This window comes from Streptomyces sp. NPDC090022 (assembly GCF_044748145.1).
Lineage (GTDB): Bacteria > Actinomycetota > Actinomycetes > Streptomycetales > Streptomycetaceae > Streptomyces.
Window position 1 is genome coordinate 136,910 of sequence record NZ_JBIVFN010000002.1, and the last position, 16,490, is coordinate 153,399.

16 protein-coding genes and 1 pseudogene are annotated in these 16,490 nt (G+C 71.3%); 11 read left to right on the plus strand and 6 right to left on the minus strand.

Annotation, left to right across the window (positions count from 1 at the left end; all coding sequences use genetic code 11):
- Positions 1 to 31: 31 nt before the first annotated feature.
- From ACIPXB_RS05085 to ACIPXB_RS05105, 5 genes are all read left to right on the plus strand, one after another.
- Positions 32 to 403, plus strand: coding sequence for a phage holin family protein (locus ACIPXB_RS05085; protein WP_401444717.1), 372 nt, complete (start codon positions 32 to 34; stop codon positions 401 to 403).
- A 75-nt stretch (positions 404 to 478) separates the two neighbouring features.
- The gene (locus ACIPXB_RS05090; protein ID WP_401444719.1) at positions 479 to 970 is read left to right on the plus strand and encodes a low molecular weight protein-tyrosine-phosphatase; all 492 of its coding nucleotides are present in this window, start codon (positions 479 to 481) and stop codon (positions 968 to 970) included.
- A gap of 26 nt (positions 971 to 996) precedes the next feature.
- Positions 997 to 2,205 (plus strand): cystathionine gamma-lyase, encoded by a 1,209-nt coding sequence (locus ACIPXB_RS05095; RefSeq protein ID WP_401445811.1) that lies wholly within the window; start codon positions 997 to 999, stop codon positions 2,203 to 2,205.
- 166 nt (positions 2,206 to 2,371) lie between these two features.
- On the plus strand, positions 2,372 to 3,268 hold the full coding sequence (locus ACIPXB_RS05100; protein WP_401444721.1) for a LysR family transcriptional regulator: 897 nt from the start codon (positions 2,372 to 2,374) through the stop codon (positions 3,266 to 3,268).
- 45 nt (positions 3,269 to 3,313) lie between these two features.
- Positions 3,314 to 3,793, plus strand: a complete 480-nt coding sequence (locus ACIPXB_RS05105) for an NUDIX domain-containing protein (protein ID WP_401444723.1) — start codon at positions 3,314 to 3,316, stop codon at positions 3,791 to 3,793.
- 39 nt (positions 3,794 to 3,832) lie between these two features.
- On the opposite strand, the gene ACIPXB_RS05110 is transcribed toward ACIPXB_RS05105, so the two are convergent.
- Together ACIPXB_RS05110 and ACIPXB_RS05115 are read right to left on the minus strand one after the other, a co-directional pair.
- Positions 3,833 to 5,134 carry a globin domain-containing protein gene (locus ACIPXB_RS05110; RefSeq protein ID WP_401445814.1) on the minus strand — a complete coding sequence of 434 codons (1,302 nt, stop codon included), beginning with the start codon at positions 5,132 to 5,134 and terminating at the stop codon, positions 3,833 to 3,835.
- Positions 5,135 to 5,167: 33 nt separating this feature from the next.
- Entirely contained in the window at positions 5,168 to 5,818 is a 651-nt protein-coding gene (locus tag ACIPXB_RS05115; RefSeq protein WP_401444726.1) for an HAD family hydrolase, read from the minus strand.
- A gap of 179 nt (positions 5,819 to 5,997) precedes the next feature.
- Between ACIPXB_RS05115 and ACIPXB_RS05120 the strand changes: the two genes are divergently transcribed.
- From ACIPXB_RS05120 to ACIPXB_RS05130, 3 genes are read left to right on the plus strand one after another with little or no spacing between them, the layout of a single operon-like run.
- Positions 5,998 to 6,948: a GNAT family N-acetyltransferase gene (locus tag ACIPXB_RS05120; RefSeq protein WP_401444728.1), complete on the plus strand. Its 951-nt coding sequence runs from the start codon at positions 5,998 to 6,000 to the stop codon at positions 6,946 to 6,948.
- An 18-nt stretch (positions 6,949 to 6,966) separates the two neighbouring features.
- A complete protein-coding gene (locus ACIPXB_RS05125) occupies positions 6,967 to 7,437 on the plus strand; it encodes a GNAT family N-acetyltransferase (RefSeq protein ID WP_401444731.1) in 471 nt (156 codons plus the stop codon).
- Positions 7,438 to 7,470: 33 nt separating this feature from the next.
- Complete coding sequence (locus ACIPXB_RS05130; protein WP_401444733.1) at positions 7,471 to 8,670, plus strand: winged helix DNA-binding domain-containing protein; 1,200 nt, start codon at positions 7,471 to 7,473, stop codon at positions 8,668 to 8,670.
- A gap of 32 nt (positions 8,671 to 8,702) precedes the next feature.
- On the opposite strand, the gene ACIPXB_RS05135 is transcribed toward ACIPXB_RS05130, so the two are convergent.
- Entirely contained in the window at positions 8,703 to 10,088 is a 1,386-nt protein-coding gene (locus ACIPXB_RS05135; protein WP_401444735.1) for a serine hydrolase domain-containing protein, read from the minus strand.
- A gap of 181 nt (positions 10,089 to 10,269) precedes the next feature.
- Between ACIPXB_RS05135 and ACIPXB_RS05140 the strand changes: the two are divergent.
- Positions 10,270 to 10,634 (plus strand): annotated as a pseudogene (locus ACIPXB_RS05140) (dihydrofolate reductase family protein).
- Positions 10,635 to 10,861: 227 nt separating this feature from the next.
- Positions 10,862 to 12,364 carry an alpha/beta hydrolase gene (locus ACIPXB_RS05145; protein ID WP_401444738.1) on the plus strand — a complete coding sequence of 501 codons (1,503 nt, stop codon included), beginning with the start codon at positions 10,862 to 10,864 and terminating at the stop codon, positions 12,362 to 12,364.
- 26 nt (positions 12,365 to 12,390) lie between these two features.
- Here ACIPXB_RS05145 and dnaB read toward each other — a convergent pair whose 3' ends face one another.
- A complete protein-coding gene (dnaB, locus tag ACIPXB_RS05150; protein WP_401444741.1) occupies positions 12,391 to 13,872 on the minus strand; it encodes a replicative DNA helicase in 1,482 nt (493 codons plus the stop codon).
- 434 nt (positions 13,873 to 14,306) lie between these two features.
- Between dnaB and ACIPXB_RS05155 the strand changes: the two genes are divergently transcribed.
- Positions 14,307 to 15,644: an MATE family efflux transporter gene (locus tag ACIPXB_RS05155; RefSeq protein ID WP_401444742.1), complete on the plus strand. Its 1,338-nt coding sequence runs from the start codon at positions 14,307 to 14,309 to the stop codon at positions 15,642 to 15,644.
- Between the two features lie 115 nt (positions 15,645 to 15,759).
- On the opposite strand, the gene rplI is transcribed toward ACIPXB_RS05155, so the two are convergent.
- Together rplI and rpsR are read right to left on the minus strand one after the other, a co-directional pair.
- Entirely contained in the window at positions 15,760 to 16,206 is a 447-nt protein-coding gene (rplI, locus tag ACIPXB_RS05160) for a 50S ribosomal protein L9 (RefSeq protein WP_401444744.1), read from the minus strand.
- Between the two features lie 18 nt (positions 16,207 to 16,224).
- A complete protein-coding gene (gene rpsR, locus ACIPXB_RS05165) occupies positions 16,225 to 16,461 on the minus strand; it encodes a 30S ribosomal protein S18 (protein ID WP_005315025.1) in 237 nt (78 codons plus the stop codon).
- Positions 16,462 to 16,490 lie beyond the last annotated feature (29 nt).

Below are 16,490 nucleotides of genomic sequence, written 5' to 3' on the forward strand. Positions count from 1 at the left end.
GTGCCCCTTCTTCTCTGCAACGATCGGTCCCATGACCTTCGTAATTAAGACGATCGCCAACGCGGTGGCCCTGGCCGTGGCCTGGTTCCTGATCGACGACATCCAGCTCACCAGCCCCACCAACGGCGGGAAGACACTCACCCTGTTGCTGGTGGCGGTGGTCTTCGGGCTGGTCAACAGCATCGTCAAGCCGATCGTGAAGCTGCTGTCGCTGCCATTGTTCATCCTCACCCTCGGGCTGTTCACGCTGGTCGTGAACGCCTTGATGCTGCTGCTGACCTCGTGGGTGTCCGGAAAGGTCGGCCTCGACTTCCACGTGGAGGGCTTCTGGACCGCCGTCGTCGGCGCCCTGATCATCTCCATCGTCTCCTGGGCGGCGAACCTGGTCCTCGACAGGGACTGAAGCGGGGCCGACGCGGAAGCGTCCCGGGGCTGAACAGGGCCCGACAGAGCCGAAGAAGGACCGAACAGGAGTCCCATGTACCGCGTGTGCTTCGTCTGTACCGGCAACATCTGCCGCTCGCCGATGGCCGAATCCGTCTTCCGGGCCCAGGTGGCCGAGGCCGGCCTGGACCACCTCGTCGAGGTGGACAGCGCGGGCACCGGCGGCTGGCACGAGGGGGACGGCGCCGACCCGCGCACGGTCTCCGTCCTCGCGGACGCCGGGTACGCGCAGGACCACCGGGCCCGGCAGTTCCGGGCGGACTGGTTCGCCCGCCTCGACCTCGTCATCGCGCTCGACGCCGGGCACCTGCGCGATCTGCGCCGGCTCGCCCCGACCGCCGAGGACGCGGCCAAGGTGCGCCTGCTGCGCTCGTACGACCCGGCCGCGGCGGAAGGGGAGATGGACGTACCGGATCCGTATTACGGCTCCCTGGACGGCTTCGAGGAGTGCCTGGAACTGGTCGAGGCCGCCGGTCCCGGGCTGCTGGCGGCCGTGCGCGCGGCGGTCGCGGAGTGTGCGGCATGAGCACCGGCCCCGAGCGCGCGGACGCGATGCGTACGGACCCGGCACACCCGGACCCGGCAGACCCGGACCCGGCACACCCGGACCCGGCCGCGCGACCGCTCGGCGACGGCACCCGGGTGGTGCGCGCCGGGCTGCCCGAGCCCGTCAAGAACGAACCGCCCCTGCCGGGACCGGTCTTCGCCGCGCACTTCCACCTGCCCGGTGACGTCGAGGGCCCGTACACCTACGGCCGCGACACGAACCCCACCTGGACCCTGCTGGAGCGGGCCATCGCCGAACTGGAGGCGCCCGGCGACGCGTCCGCCGAGGCGGTCGTCTTCGCCTCCGGCATGGCGGCGGTCTCCGCCGTCCTGCTCTCCCGGGTGCGGGCCGGGGACACCGTCGTCCTGCCCGACGACGGCTACCAGGCGCTGCCCCTGGTGCACGAGCAGCTCCGGGCGTACGGGGTGGAGGTCCGCACGGCGGCGACCGCCGGTGACGCCCAGCTCGACGTGCTCGACGGGGCACGGCTGCTGTGGATCGAGACCCCGTCCAACCCCGGGCTCGACGTGTGCGACGTACGGCGGCTGGCCGACGCGGCGCACGCCACCGGCGCCCTGGTCGCCGTCGACAACACGCTCGCCACCCCGCTCGGGCAGCGACCGCTGGAGCTCGGCGCGGACTTCTCCGTCGCCAGCGGGACCAAGGGCCTGACCGGCCACGGCGACGTACTGCTCGGATACGTCGTGTGCCGCGACCCGGAGCTCGCCGCGGGCGTGCGTGCGTGGCGCAAGATCGTCGGTGCCATCCCAGGACCCATGGAGGCCTGGCTCGCGCACCGCTCGCTGGCGACCCTGAGCCTGCGCACGAACCGGCAGTGGGCCAACGCTTCGGCACTCGCCGAGGCGCTGACCGCGCGGGCGGAGGTGCGCGGTCTGCGCCACCCGGGGCTGCCGGACGACCCCTCCCACAAGAACGCAGCCCGGCAGATGTGGGGCTACGGGTCGGTGGTCTCCTTCACGCTGCCCGACAAGGCGCACGCGGAACGGTTCATGCGTGCTCTGCGGCTGGTCGAGGACGCCACGAGTTTCGGTGGAGTGCGCTCCACGGCGGAACGGCGCGGCCGGTGGGGCGGGGACGCGGTGCCGGAGGGCTTCATCCGGTTCTCCGCCGGGGTCGAGGACACCGAGGACCTGGTCGCGGATGTGCTCGCCGCCCTGGACATCGCCCTGGCCGGAGCCTCGGCGGACTCCTGAGCAGACGGTCCGAGCCTCCCCCCTAGTGGCTCGGACCGCCCCGGGTTCCATGGGTGAAGAACCACGCGGACAAGGCTAATTGACTCTCTGTCAGAGTCCAATCACGGTAACGACAGGGACCTATCGACATATTTATAGTTGAGGGCCTCACCGGGGAGGGGAGGCCATGGACCTGGCCCTGCTGCGCACCTTCGTCGCGGTGCACCGGGCCGGCTCTTTCACGAGGGCCGCCGCGCTGCTCGGGCTGTCCCAGCCCGCCGTCACCTCCCAGATCCGCTCCCTCGAACGCCAGATCGGACGCCCGCTGTTCCACCGCCGGGCGCGGGGGGTGACCCCGACCGCCGTCGGAGACGAGCTGGCCCACAAGGCCGCCCCGCACCTCGACGCCCTGCTGCAGATCGCCGAGACCGAGCGGGAGGCGGCCGGGCACTCGCGCACCCTGCACGTGGCGGGACCTCCCGAATTCCTGTGCCTGCGGGTGCTGCCCGCGCTGGCCCCCCTGGTCGGTCAGGGCCAGACCCTGCGCACCTCGCTGGTCGCCGATGCCGAGGACTGCCTGGAAGGGCTCGCGGCCGGCCACCACGACCTGGTCGTCACCACCGCCCGCCCGCGCGGCGGGCTCTTCACGGCCACCGCCCTGTGCGACGAGGAGCACGTCCTCGTCGCCGCGCCCTACTGGGCGGCGCTCGTCGATCCGGGGGTGCTGCGGGGCAAGGGGCCGGCCGCCCTCGACGGCATCCCGGTGGTCGAGGTCCACGAGTCCCTGCCGCTGGTCAGCCGCTACTGGAACGCCGTCTTCGACACCCGGCCCACGGCCGCGGCCACCGTCGTCGTGCCCGACCTGCGGGCCGTGCTGGAGTGCGTCGGGGCGGGTGCCGGGTTCGCCGTCCTGCCCCGGTACCTGTGCCAGGACGCCCTGGCCGACGGGCGGGTGGTCGCCCTGCTGGAGCCGCAGGTACCGCCGCTGCGGACCTGGTTCCTGGCCGTACGCACCGGAAGCCTCGCCCTCGCGCACCTCGGCCGCGCACACGACCGGCTGCTGCGGGCGGCCGCGCTCTGGTAGTCGCCGACGCGTTTCAGAAGCGCGGGACTGGGCCACTCTTTCCCCATGACCGAACGTCCCGTGGTCAAACGCACCGCCCGCGCGATCCTGCTCGACGGTGACGACCTGATCCTGATCAAACGCACCAAGCCCGGCGTCGACCCGTACTGGCTCACCCCCGGCGGGGGAGTGGAGGCCTCGGACGCCACCGTCGTCGACGCCCTCCACCGCGAGGTCCATGAGGAACTCGGCGCGAAGATCGTTGATGTGGTGCCCTGCTTCGTCGACACCGTCGAGCACATCGCCGACGGCGGGGTGACGGGCGTGAAGGTGCAGCACTTCTTCGTCTGCCGGCTCGAATCGATGGACACCAGCCTCCGGCACGGCCCCGAGGTCGAGCACCCCGAGGGCGAGTACGAGATCGTCCGGGTGCCCTTCAGCCGTGTCGGCATCGCCGCCGTCCACCTGGTCCCACTGTCGCTGCGGCACTATCTCGACGGCAACATCGAAGGCGTCCGCGCGATGCACGCGCCCGACCTGGGCTGAGTCCGCGGGCGCCGGGACTCCCGGCGGGCGGGACCGGTCTCAGCCGGCGACGCCCGCCAGCTCCTCCAGCGCGTCGTGCCGGATCCGCCCCTCGGGGATCCCGATCCGCTTCAGGGCGTCCACACCGCTGCGGATCATCCCGGGCGGTCCCGAGATGTACGCGTCGTACGAGTTCCAGGGGCCGTGCTCACCGATGGCCTGCGGCAGCTGGCCGGCCAGACCGTCACCGACCACCGGGCGCACCGACAGCCAGGGGTGCGAACGCTGCAGCCCCAGGAGCGTGTCCTTGTCGTAGAGACCGCTGTCGCTGCGCGCCCCGAAGAACACCTCCACCGGGCGCCGCTCCCCGTGCTCGGCGACGTCCTCGATCAGCGCCTTGATGGGCGCGATACCGGTGCCCCCGGCCAGGCACAGCATGCCGTTGTCGGTGCTGTGGTCGACCACCATCGACCCGGCGGGCGGGCCCAGCCGCAGGACGTCGCCGGGGCGGGCGTGGCGCACCAGCGCGTTGGAGACCCAGCCCGCCGGGACGGCCTTCACGTGGAAGGACAGCAGCCCGTCGGGGCGCGGCGCCGACGCGAAGGAGTAGTGCCGCCACACCCGTGGCCACCACGGGGTCTCCAGGCTCGCGTACTGGCCCGCCAGGAAGGCGTACGGCTGGTCGGGGCGGACGGTGAGCACGGCTATGTCCGCGGTCCGCAGCTCGTGGGAGACCACCTCCGCCTGCCACCACGCCGGGGAGCTCAGCTCGTCCTCCGCCGCGGCGTCGATCATGATCTGGGAGATCGAGGTGTACGCCCGCACCCACGCGGCTTCCGTCTCCGGGCCCCAGCTGTGCTCCGCGTACCGGGCCAGCGCCCCGATCAGCGCCTCGCCGACCACCGGGTAGTGCTGGGGGACGGTGCCGTATTTGCGGTGGCCCGTGCCCAGCCGGCGCAGGTAGGGGCCGAGGACCTCGGGATCGTCGATGTGCTCGGCGGCCATCAGCAGCGCCTTGAGCAACCGGTCGCGCTGCATGTCCATCGCGGCCGGGAAGAGCGAACGCACCTCCGGGTGCCGCGTGAACACCAGGGCGTAGAAATAGGAGGTGACTTTGTCTGCGATGGGGCCGATTTCGGCAAGGGTCCGGCGGATGAGCACGGCATCCGGGGAAGGTGGTGCGGCCGACTTGCCCGCGGGGGATATCCGGGCCACCTTCCGTCTCGCCGAACTGGTGGGCGGAGCGTCCATGCGGTGCCTCGCTTCGAGCATCTCGGTCGGGGTCTCACACGCCACGGCCTTGAATCCGTGGTTCCGGAGCTTCGCAGCATGCCAGCCTCGGGGAGAGGCATGCCGGGGAATGCGGAAATTCCGCGCTTCGAACCCACTTTCCCCTTAAGATGTCTCAACTCCCGGGCGTGACGCCCCGACGAGCTGGTATGCCTCCCGCAGATCGCGGCCCTCATAGGCGTGGGTGGCGCGGGTCGCCAGATACGGGCGGGCGTTGACCGCCACCGATACCGGGACCACGTCGAACAGCACGGCGTCGGTCATCGAGTCCCCGTAAGCGACACAGTCGGACCGGCTCACCCCGAACCGCTCGCACAGTCGGTCGGCCACCGTGACCTTGCCTTCCGGGGTCAGGATGCCCGTCACGTCCACGGGCCGGGTGAAGGGCACCTCGGGGAAGACCGAACCGTGCGCGGCGTGCGCGCCCCATTCCAGCAGCAGCTCCACGAAGAACGACGGCGACAGCGAGATCACGGCGCAGTATTCCCCGCGCTCGCGGATCTCCCGCCACACCTCGCGGATCCCCGCCACCCACGGGGCACCGTCGAAGGCCGCCCGGACATGGGCCTGGGTCAGGCCCGTCCACATCGCGTGCAGACCCACCGCGAACTCCGGCGGCCCGATCTTCCGTGTGCTGAACGCCCGCTCCAGTTCGGCAATCTCGGTGCTCAGACCGAGCTGCCGGGAAATCTCCACCGGCGCCGCAGATCCGTACATCAGCGTGCCGTCGAGATCGAAGAGGTGGAGGCGGGTCATGGGAGTCGAGGCTAGCCGGTCTGTTTCACGTGAAACAGCGTGTTCCACAGGAAAGGGCGGCTGGTTTCACGTGAAACAGTGGCTGGTTTCACGTGAAACATCTTCATCCGGGGCCGTGAAGTGCGCCTTTGTCTCCTATTCCCCTGGACGCGCCCGTGCCGATGATCCACTCTGGGCGCGTGACACCACCACAGCTCACCGACCTGCTGATCCGCCCTCTGACCGTGGGCGACCTCACGCGCTGCGCCGACCTCTCCGCGGACCGCGGCTGGCCCCGCGAGGAACACAAGTGGGGACTGCTGCTCGCGGCCGGCACCGGGTACGGCATCGACGCCCCCGACGGAGCGGGCCTTGCCGCCGCCTGTGTCGTCACCCGCTACGGCATGAGCGCGGAGAAGCCGGATCTCGCGGCCATCGGCATGGTCCTGGTCGCCGACCGCTACGCACGCCAGGGCCTGGGCCGCCGCCTGATGACCCATGTCTGCGACGGAGTCCTCCAGGGCGTCCCGCTCACCCTGCACGCCACTCCCTTCGGCCGCCCGCTGTACGAGCAGCTCGGCTTCGAGACCGTCGGACGCGCCGAAATGCTCTCAGGTGAGTTCCGGCCCGACCCGGCCGGGGAGCCGGGCTCCGCCGTCCGGGTCCGGCGGGCCGGCGCGGAGGACCTCTCGCGGATCCTGCGGCTGGACGCCGAGGTGTTCGGCGCCGACCGCACCCACATGATCACGCGGCTGCCCGCCTTCGCCGACCGCATCCTTGTCGCCGAGAGCACCGCAGGCGCCGGGAGCACCGCAGGCGCCGGGAGTACGGCGAGCACCGGGAGCGGCAAGCACCGCGAGGACGAGCTCATCGGATACGCGGCCGCCTGGCCCAACCTGACGACCCATGTCGTCGGTCCCCTGGTCGCCCGGGACACCGCGACCGCGCAGGCCCTGGTCACCGCTCTCGCCGCGGGCACCGACCGCCCGTTGCGCACCGACATCGACGTGCGCCACGAGGAGCTGATCACCTGGCTCAAGGCCCGCGGTCTGGCGTCGGTCGCCTTCAACGACGTGATGATCCGCTCCTTGCCGGACCTGCCCGGTGACTGGAGCCGCCGCTGGGCCCCGCTGACCGTGGCCGCGGGCTGAGGAAAGGACACCATCCCCGTGAACGACACCACCCTGGCCGACGGCCTGGAGATCCGGCCCGCCACCGAGGCCGACCTCCCCGCCATCGTGGCGATGCTCGCCGACGACCCCCTGGGGGCCACCCGGGAGTCGCCGGAGGACCTCGCCCCGTACCGCACCGCCTTGAAGCGGATCACCGAGGATCCCCACCAGCGCCTGGTCGTCGCCGTCCGCGCCGGCCGTGTCGTGGGCACCCTCCAGCTCACCCTCGTCCCGGGCCTGTCCCGCAAGGGCGCCACCCGTTCCATCGTCGAGGGCGTCCGGATCCACGCCGACGAGCGCGGCAGCGGGCTGGGCACCGTGTTCATGGAGTGGGCGATCGCCACCTCCCGGGCGGAGGGCTGCCAACTGGTCCAGCTGACCTCCGACGTCACCCGCACCGATGCCCACCGCTTCTACGAGCGGCTCGGCTTCGTCGCCTCCCATGTCGGGTTCAAGCTCGCGCTCTGAGCCCCTGGCACCGCGACGTCCTACGATCCGGGGATGAGCAGCAGCCGTCCCCGGATCACCACCGCCGAGCGCCGTGACCGGCTCGGCGTACGTCACCGGCTCGCCCCCTCGGCCCGCGCCACCACCGTGGCCGAGGCGGCCGATGCCGTGGTCGCCCTGCACGCCACCGACGCCGCCACCGTCTTCCTCTCGGTCCGGGCCCGGCTGGCCGAGACCGGCACGGCCACGGGCGGCGGCACGGGGGTCGAGGCCGTCGAGAAGGCCTTCTACGAGGACGTGTCCGTCGTCCGGATGCTGAGCATGCGCAACACCCTGTTCGCCGTGTCCACCGCGCTGGCGCCCTGCGTGGCCTCCTCCACCGCCCGCGCCATCGCCGCCAAGGAGCGCCGCACCCTCCTCGCCCACCTGCGCGAGGACGGACAGGGACTCGACGCGGCCTGGCTCGCCGAAGCGGAAGCGGCCACGCTCGCCGCTCTCGACGCCCGTGGTCCCTCCACCGGCGCCCAGATCTCCGCTGCCGTCCCGGCCCTGCGCCAGAAGATCACCGTCTCTCCCGGCAAGAAGTACGAGACCGTCCAGGGCGTGGCCACGCGGGTGATCCGGCTGCTCGCCGCCGACGGCCTCATCCGCCGCGACCGTCCCCGGGGATCCTGGACCTCCAGCCAGTTCCGCTGGACCCACAGCCGGCCCTGGCCGGCGCTGCCCGCCCCCGAGGCCCGCACAGCACTCGCCCTGCACTGGCTCCGGGCGTACGGACCGGCCACCGAGGCCGACCTCAAGTGGTGGACCGGCTGGACCCTCACCGAGACCCGCAGGGCGCTGGCCGCCATCGGCCCGGAGGAGGTCCGGCTCGACGACGGCAGCCTCGCCCTGGTCGCTCCCGGCGACACCGCTCCCGTGCCCGCCCCCGAGCCCTGGGCCGCGCTCCTGCCCGGGCTGGACCCCAGCGCCATGGGCTGGGCCGACCGCGGCTTCCACCTCGACCCCGCCCACCGGGCGGCGCTCTTCGACTACGCGGGCAACATCGGCCCCACCGTGTGGTGGAACGGCCGGATCATCGGAGGCTGGGCCCAGCGTGCCGACGGCGAGATCGTCTGGCGCCTGCTGGGCGATGCCGGCGCCGAGGCCGAGCGGGCCGTCACCACCGAGGCCGCCCGCCTGGCCCGGTGGATCGGCGACGCCCGCGTCACCCCGCGCTTCCGCACCCCCTTGGAACGCGAACTCGCGGTCTGAGCGGTCGCGACCGGATCACACCGGGCCCTCCGTCAGCCGATGCCGCGCCAGCCCTGCGGGTCCACGCCGCCGGGCACGGGGGCGTCGGCGTCGTAGGGCAGCCGCGTGAAGACGAACGAACCCAGATCCAGGTGACTGACCGCACCGTCGGCCCGCCGCACCGCCCGCAGCGTCTCGCCCGCGTAGTAGCCCGACAGCCCCGTCCAGGTGCCGTCGGAAGCCGCGCGGAACCGGGCTGCCCGGCCCGTCGCACCCACCGGGCTCAGCTCCAGCACCCCGTCCGCCGTCAGCCGCAGCGCAAACGGCGAGGTCCCCCAGTACCAGGGGCCCACCACGTCCAGTTCCACCGGATCCGCCTCGCGGAACGGCCGCCACGGCTCCGGGATCCGCGGCTCCGCCTCGGCCACGATCCCCACCAGATCCACCGCCAGCCCCGATGCCGCCAGCCCCGAGGTGCAGTTGGCCAGCACCACGGCCGCCACGTCGTCCGCCTCACTCAGCCACAGACCCGCCACGAACCCCGGCAGGGAGCCGCTGTGCCCGGCCAGCCGCCGGCCGCCCGCGTCCAGCAGCTGCATGCCCAGCCCGTACCCCCATTCGGCGATCCCGGGCTCCGGCGGGGAGGCCGCCGTACGCATCTCCCGCACCGACTCCGCGCTCAGCACCCGCGCGTCCCCACGGGCCAGGAACATCGCGAACCGCGCCAAGTCACGTGTGGTGGACCACAGCTGTCCGGCGGGAGCCATCAGCCCCAGGTCCTCCAGCGGCTCCGGCATCATCACGTCCGCCCACGGGTGCACCGCCCAGCCGCCCGCGTGCGGCTGACTCGGCTGCGCCGTGGTGCGCTCCAGTCCCAGCGGCTCGAGCACCTCGGCCCTCAGCACCTCCTCCCACGGCTTGCCCCGGACCGCCTCCACCAGCGAGCCCAGCAGGGTGTAGCCGGGGTTGGAGTAGTGGTGCCGGCGGCCCGGGGCATGCCGGAACGGCTCGCTCCCCAGCACCTCGCCGAGCTCGGCCCGCAGCTCACCGGGGGTGCGCTCCCACCACTCACCGGGCGTCTCGGCCGCCAGCCCGCCCGTGTGCGCGAGCAGCTGAGCGATGGTCACCTCGCCGGCTGCCGTGCCCGGCAGATGCTTCTCCAGCGGATCACCGAGGTCCAGCAGCCCCTCGTCCCGCAGTCGCAGGACCAGCACCGCCGTGAACGTCTTGCTGATCGACCCGATCCGGTACTGCACGTTCCCGTCCGGCCCGTGGCCCGCCACGGAGGTACGGGAACCTTCCCAGACGATCTCCCCGCCGCGCGCCACGGCGGCGGCGACCGACGGCGCCCGTCCTTCGGCCTGCGCGACGGCGATGCGGTGCAGCAGGGCCCGCCGGGTGGAGGGGAACAGAACGAGCTCTTCAGGCAAGTCAGTCATGCCCGCAGACTCTCACGCCCCGCGGGCCCCGCCCCTGATCCGCCGACTGCCGCGATGTGGAAAGCCCCGAACCCGCCCTCGCGGCCTCGGATCTGCACGTGGTGATGTGCTGTGCGTTGTGCCCCTTTGGACACGCCCTCGAAGCCGTACGCGGGCGGCCGACTCACGGAATGCTGCTGCCATGCGGAAACTGATCTACGGCATGAACCTGAGCCTGGACGGCTACATCGCCGCGCCCGGCGACGACATCGGCTGGAGCGTGCCGAGCGACGAGCTGTTCCAGTTCTGGTCCGACCAGTTGCAGGTGACCGACCTGTCCCTGTACGGGCGCAAGCTGTGGCAGACGATGAGCTCCTACTGGCCGACCGGCGACCAGCGGCCCGATGCCACCCCGGCGGAGATCGAGTTCGCGCGCCGCTGGCGGGACATGGCCAAGGTGGTGTTCTCCTCTTCACCGCCCTGGACAACTGGGTGAACCTGAACCTGATGGAGACGCGGACCCTTCCCTGCGGCGTGATCCTGACCCGGTACGAGACGAGGCGCTGAGCGTCCGTCGGCACGGCGGCGGCCGGGGCGCCGTCGAGGACGCGGCGACAGTTCACCCGAGTGGCCTCCGTCAGCTCGCACAGCCTGGCCGGGCCACGGTGCCATGGACGCGAATCCGTCCTGACTTCCAGCGAGGGACGGCGCGCTCAGCTGCGAAAGGGAAAGCGATGCACATAGCCGGACCGAGAGCGGGCCGTCGGGTTGGTGTCGCCGTCATCGCCGCGCTGATGACCTGCTCGACCGCTCTGACCGGGTCCGACCGCGCCGCGGCCGGAGGTCCCACACCCTCGGTGCCGGCCCCGAACCTGGACTGGGAACCCTGCGCAAAGGGCAGCCCGTACGACTGCGCGACCGCGAAGGTACCGCTGGACTACGACGAACCGAATGGCCGCACCATCGAGCTGGCAGTGGTCAGACGGAAGGCGACCGACCCCGATCGGCGCATCGGCACCCTGCTCTTCAACCCCGGCGGACCCGGCGGGCCCGGCACGGTCCAGATGCCACAGAACTACGAGGACTTCCCCCGCGAGGTGCGGAAGCGGTTCGACATCGTCAGCTGGGACCCCCGCGGCATCGGCAACAGCACCGCGGTGAACTGCTTCGACAGTCCCGCGGAGGCCGCCGAGTGGAACGCGAGCAAAGCGGCGGGCTTCCCGGTGGGCGAGAAGGAGCGAAAGGCCTACTCCGCCGCCTACAAGGAGCTGACCCGCCGCTGTGAGCGCAAAGACCCCGAGCTCCTTCGTCATACGGCGACCGGCGACACCGCTCGAGACCTCGAGCAGCTCCGGCGGGCGGTGGGCGACAAGAAGCTCACCTACTACGGGATCTCCTACGGCACGATGCTGGGCGCCACCTACGCCAATCTCTTCCCCGGCACGGTCCGCGCCATGGTCCTCGACGGCGATTGGGACCCGCGAGCCTGGACGAACCACGGCTCCGACGACGCCCGGAGCACGTCGCCGCAGCGCTTGGGCTCGGGCCGCAGCGCGGAAGCGACCGTGAAGCAATTCCTCACCCGGTGCGGGAACGCCACCACCGCCCGTTGCGCGTTCTCCGCCGGCAGCCCGATGGCGACCCGGGACAAGTTCGACCAGCTGCTGCAGCGACTGCGGAAGCATCCCGTGGGCTCCTGGACCTATGCCGCCACGGTCTCCGACGTGGTGAGCAGCCTCTACGTCCCCAGGGCCGGCGAGCTCGCCGGCAGGCTGCAGGACCTGTGGCAGGGCCGCGCCCCCGAGCCGGCCCCTCTCCCGCCCGGACCACCGGTCCGCCATCCGAATCCGTACCTGGGCGAGGAACAGGGCACTGCGGTCTTCTGCGGCGACAGCCCCAACCCCCGTGATCCCGACGCGTATCACGCCCTCGCAGAGGCCGGCGCGGCCCGTTCGGGCGATACCGGACGCCACTGGGTGTGGGCCACCGCGGGGTGCGCCTTCTGGCCGTACGCAGAGGACCGCTACCGCGGCCCGTGGAACAAGCCGACGGCGAACCCCGTCCTCGTGGTCGGGAACACCTACGATCCCTCCACTCCGCTCTCGGCCGCGCAGGCCATGGCCAAGGAACTGGCCCACGCCCGCCTGCTCACCTATGACGCGGTCGGGCACACGGCCCTGCTCAACCCGAGCAGTTGCGTCCAGGCCTACGAGAGCCGCTACCTCGTCGACGGCACCCTCCCGCCGGTCGGAGCAACGTGCCGACAGGACACGCCTCTCTTCGCCGCACCCAAGTAGGACACGCCGGCCGGGACCCGGTGCGCCTAGGTGTTGGCCATGTCCACGAAGCGCGAATAGTGGCCCTGGAACGCCACGGTGATCGTCGCGGTGGGACCGTTACGGTGCTTGGCCACGATCAGGTCCGCCTCGCCCGCGCGCGGGGACTCCTTCTCGTAGGCGTCCTCGCGGTGCAACAGGATGACCATGTCGGCGTCCTGCTCGATGGAACCCGACTCACGCAGGTCGGAGACCATCGGCTTCTTGTCGGTGCGCTGTTCCGGACCACGGTTCAGCTGCGACAGCGCGATGACCGGGACCTCCAGCTCCTTCGCCAGCAGCTTGAGGTTTCGGGACATGTCCGAGACCTCCTGCTGACGGCTCTCGGGGCGCCGTGCGCCACCGGACTGCATCAGCTGGAGGTAGTCGATGACGACGAGCTGGAGGTCGTTGCGCTGTTTGAGCCGGCGGCACTTGGCGCGGATCTCCATCATCGACAGGTTGGGCGAGTCGTCGATGTACAGCGGGGCGGCGGAGACGTCCGGCATCCGGCGGGCCAGCCGCGTCCAGTCGTCGTCCGTCATCGTGCCGGAGCGCATGTGGTGCAGGGCCACCCGTGCCTCCGCCGACAGCAGGCGCATCGCGATCTCGTTGCGGCCCATTTCGAGGGAGAAGATGACGCTCGGCAGGTTGCTCTTGATGGAGCAGGCGCGGGCGAAGTCCAGCGCGAGGGTGGACTTGCCCATGGCGGGACGGGCCGCGATGACGATCATCTGGCCGGGGTGCAGACCGTTGGTGAGCGAGTCGAGGTCCGTGAAACCGGTCGGCACGCCGGACATCTGACCGCTGCGGGAGCCGATGGCCTCGATCTCGTCGAGCGCGCCCTCCATGATGTCGCCCAGCGGCAGGTAGTCCTCGGAGGTCCGCTGCTCGGTGACGGCGTAGATCTCGGCCTGGGCGCTGTTGACGATCTCGTCGACGTCGCCGTCGCCCGCGTATCCCATCTGCGTGATCTTGGTACCGGCCGCCACCAGACGGCGCAGCACGGCCCGCTCGTGGACGATCTCCGCGTAGTACTCGGCGTTGGCCGCCGTCGGGACCGACTGCACGAGCGTGTGCAGGTACGAGGCGCCGCCGACCTTGGTGATCTCACCGCGCTTCGTGAGCTCGGCGGCGACCGTGATCGGGTCGGCCGGCTCGCCCTTGGCGTAGAGGTCCAGGATCGCCTGGTAGATCGTCTCGTGGGAGGGGCGGTAGAAGTCGTGCCCCTTGATGACCTCGACGACGTCGGCGATCGCGTCCTTGGACAGCAGCATGCCGCCGAGCACGGACTGCTCGGCGTCCAGGTCCTGCGGGGGGACCCGCTCGAAGCCGCCGCCCCCGCCGTCCCAGGAACCGCCCTCGCGGCCCCGCTCGTGCTGCTCCTCGCCGCGGCCGCGGCCCTCGCCTCGGCGGGGGCGGGAGACGGGCAGACGGTCACTGGGACCGCTGTCGGCCCAGGGGTCGTCCAAGGGCTCGGGAATGCTCACCGGGCCGCCTCCTCCCGTCCGCAACGCGGACCTCGCCGTGTCAGTCTTTCTACGACACGGCTCTGACATGTGGGACGCCCGGACCGGCACGCGGCGCGTCGGGCAACGCACAACGGTAGGGCCGCGGGCGACGTCAGCCAATCTTGTTATCCACAGGCTGTGTGGATGAGATGTGGATGACTCGCCCAATGCTGTGGGTAAGTCCTCGCGGCCTGTGTACGGACCGGGGGACGACGCTGTGGACAAAATCACCTGACCCTCCCCGTTACCCCACCTGACCTGGCCTTTCTCCTTCCACGGCCAGTGCGGCGGAAAAATCTTGGCCGCTGTCACGAGATCGTCCGCACACGGGTGGAAGGAATGCCCAAGTCAGCGCACACGTAAGGACTCAAAAGCGATTGCGTCTATTACCTGTGGAAGATTAGATTGGGCGCATGACACAGGCCACGAAGACACCGAAGGCTGCCCCGGGACGGCACGACCGCGAGATCCTCTCCCTCGCGGTCCCCGCCTTCGGCGCCCTCGTCGCCGAGCCCCTCTTCCTGATGGCCGACAGCGCCATCGTGGGCCACCTCGGGACCCCCCAGCTGGCCGGTCTCGGGGTCGCGGCGGCCCTCCTGACCACCGCCGTCAGCGTCTTCGTCTTCCTCGCCTACGCCACGACCGCGGCCGTCGCCCGGCGGGTCGGCGCCGGTGATCTGCGGGCGGCGATACGCCAGGGCATGGACGGCATATGGCTCGCCCTGCTGCTGGGCGCGGCCGTCGTCGCCGCCGTCCTGCCCACCACCCCCGCGCTGGTGTCCCTTCTCGGAGCCTCCGACACCGTCGCCCCGCACGCGGTGACCTACCTGCGCATCTCCGCCCTCGGAATCCCCGCCATGCTCGTCGTCCTGGCCGCCACCGGCGTCCTGCGCGGCCTCCAGGACACCCGCACCCCGCTGTACGTCGCCATCGGCGGCTTCGCCCTCAACGCGGCCCTGAACGTCGGCCTGGTCTACGGCGCCGGCCTCGGCATCGCCGGCTCCGCCTGGGGCACCGTTCTCGCCCAGTGCGCCATGGCCGCCGCCTATCTCCTCGTGGTCGTCCGCGGCGCCCGCGAGCACCACGCCTCGCTGCGGCCCGACGCCGCCGGGATCCGGGCCTGCGCCCAGGCCGGCGCACCGCTGCTGGTGCGCACGCTGTCGCTGCGCGCCGTCCTGATGATCGCGACGGCCGTCGCCGCCCGGCTGGGCGATGCCGACATCGCCGCGCACCAGATCCTGCTGGCCCTGTGGAGTCTGCTCGCCTTCGCCCTGGACGCCATCGCGATCGCCGGGCAGGCCATCATCGGGCGCTACCTCGGGGCGGGGGACAGCGAGGGCGCCAGGGCCGTCTGCCGCCGCATGGTGCAGTGGGGCGTCGTGTCGGGTGTCGTACTGGGCCTGCTGGTGGCGGTCTCCCGTCCGCTGTTCATCCCGTTGTTCACCAGCGATCCGGCGGTCGAGGCGGCACTCCTGCCGGCCCTGCTGGTGGTCGCGCTCTCGCAGCCGGTCTCCGGGATCGTCTTCGTCCTGGACGGCGTCCTCATGGGCGCCGGCGACGGCCGTTACCTGGCCGGGGCGATGCTGGTGACGCTCGCGGTGTTCGCCCCGGTCGCGCTGCTCGTCCCGGCCCTGGGAGGCGGCCTGACGGCTCTGTGGTGGGCGATGACGCTGATGATGGTCGTCCGCATGGTCACCCTCCAGCTGCGGGCCCGGTCGGGCCGCTGGCTGGTCACCGGAGCCACCCGGTAGGAACCGGTCGTACCCGGAGGTCGATGTTTCACGTGAAACGCCGGTTTCACGTGAAACACGATGAAGGGCCGCACCCCGGAGGGTGCGGCCCTTCATACGCTCAGCGAGCAACCGCTCAGGCGGCGACGACCTCGACGCCCACGTTCGCGACGACCTCGGCGTGCAGGCGCACGGAGACCTGGTGCGAACCGAGGGTCTTGATCGGGGACGCCAGCTCGACGCGGCGCTTGTCGACCTTCGGGCCACCGGAAGCCTCGATCGCCGTGGCGATGTCGGCCGGGGTCACGGAGCCGAAGAGACGGCCTGCGTCACCCGAGCGGGTGGCCAGACGGACCTTCGTGCCCTCGAGCTTGGCCTTGACCTCGTTGGCCTGCTCGATGGTCGCGATCTCGTGGATCTTGCGGGCGCGGCGGATCTGCGCCACGTCCTTCTCGCCACCCTTGGTCCAGCGGATCGCGAAACCGCGCGGGACCAGGTAGTTGCGAGCGTAGCCGTCCTTGACGTCGACGACGTCACCGGCGGTACCGAGGCCGGACACCTCGTGGGTCAGGATGATCTTCATCAGTCGGTCACCCTTTCCTTAGCGCGCGGTGGACGTGTAGGGCAGCAGCGCCATCTCACGGCTGTTCTTCACGGCCGTGGCGACGTCACGCTGGTGCTGCGTGCAGTTGCCGGTGACGCGGCGGGCACGGATCTTGCCGCGGTCGGAAATGAACTTCCGCAGCATGTTCGTGTCCTTGTAGTCCACGTACGCGGTCTTGTCCTTGCAGAACGCGCAGACCTTCTTCTTAGGCTTGCGCACAGGCGGCTTCGCCATGGTGTTTCTCCTGTGTGATCAAGAAGTTT

Bases quoted from the DNA above. Each gene is read 5' to 3' on its own strand.
- ACIPXB_RS05090 (WP_401444719.1), top strand. From the start codon at position 479: ATGTACCGCGTGTGCTTCGTCTGTACCGGCAACATCTGCCGCTCGCCG.
- ACIPXB_RS05100 (WP_401444721.1), top strand. From the start codon at position 2,372: ATGGACCTGGCCCTGCTGCGCACCTTCGTCGCGGTGCACCGGGCCGGC.
- ACIPXB_RS05135 (WP_401444735.1), bottom strand. From the start codon at position 10,088: ATGACTGACTTGCCTGAAGAGCTCGTTCTGTTCCCCTCCACCCGGCGG.
- rpsR (WP_005315025.1), bottom strand. From the start codon at position 16,461: ATGGCGAAGCCGCCTGTGCGCAAGCCTAAGAAGAAGGTCTGCGCGTTC.
- ACIPXB_RS05095 (WP_401445811.1), top strand. From the start codon at position 997: ATGCGTACGGACCCGGCACACCCGGACCCGGCAGACCCGGACCCGGCA.
- ACIPXB_RS05155 (WP_401444742.1), top strand. From the start codon at position 14,307: ATGACACAGGCCACGAAGACACCGAAGGCTGCCCCGGGACGGCACGAC.
- ACIPXB_RS05085 (WP_401444717.1), top strand. From the start codon at position 32: ATGACCTTCGTAATTAAGACGATCGCCAACGCGGTGGCCCTGGCCGTG.
- rplI (WP_401444744.1), bottom strand. From the start codon at position 16,206: ATGAAGATCATCCTGACCCACGAGGTGTCCGGCCTCGGTACCGCCGGT.
- ACIPXB_RS05145 (WP_401444738.1), top strand. From the start codon at position 10,862: ATGACCTGCTCGACCGCTCTGACCGGGTCCGACCGCGCCGCGGCCGGA.
- ACIPXB_RS05130 (WP_401444733.1), top strand. From the start codon at position 7,471: ATGAGCAGCAGCCGTCCCCGGATCACCACCGCCGAGCGCCGTGACCGG.
- ACIPXB_RS05105 (WP_401444723.1), top strand. From the start codon at position 3,314: ATGACCGAACGTCCCGTGGTCAAACGCACCGCCCGCGCGATCCTGCTC.
- ACIPXB_RS05115 (WP_401444726.1), bottom strand. From the start codon at position 5,818: ATGACCCGCCTCCACCTCTTCGATCTCGACGGCACGCTGATGTACGGA.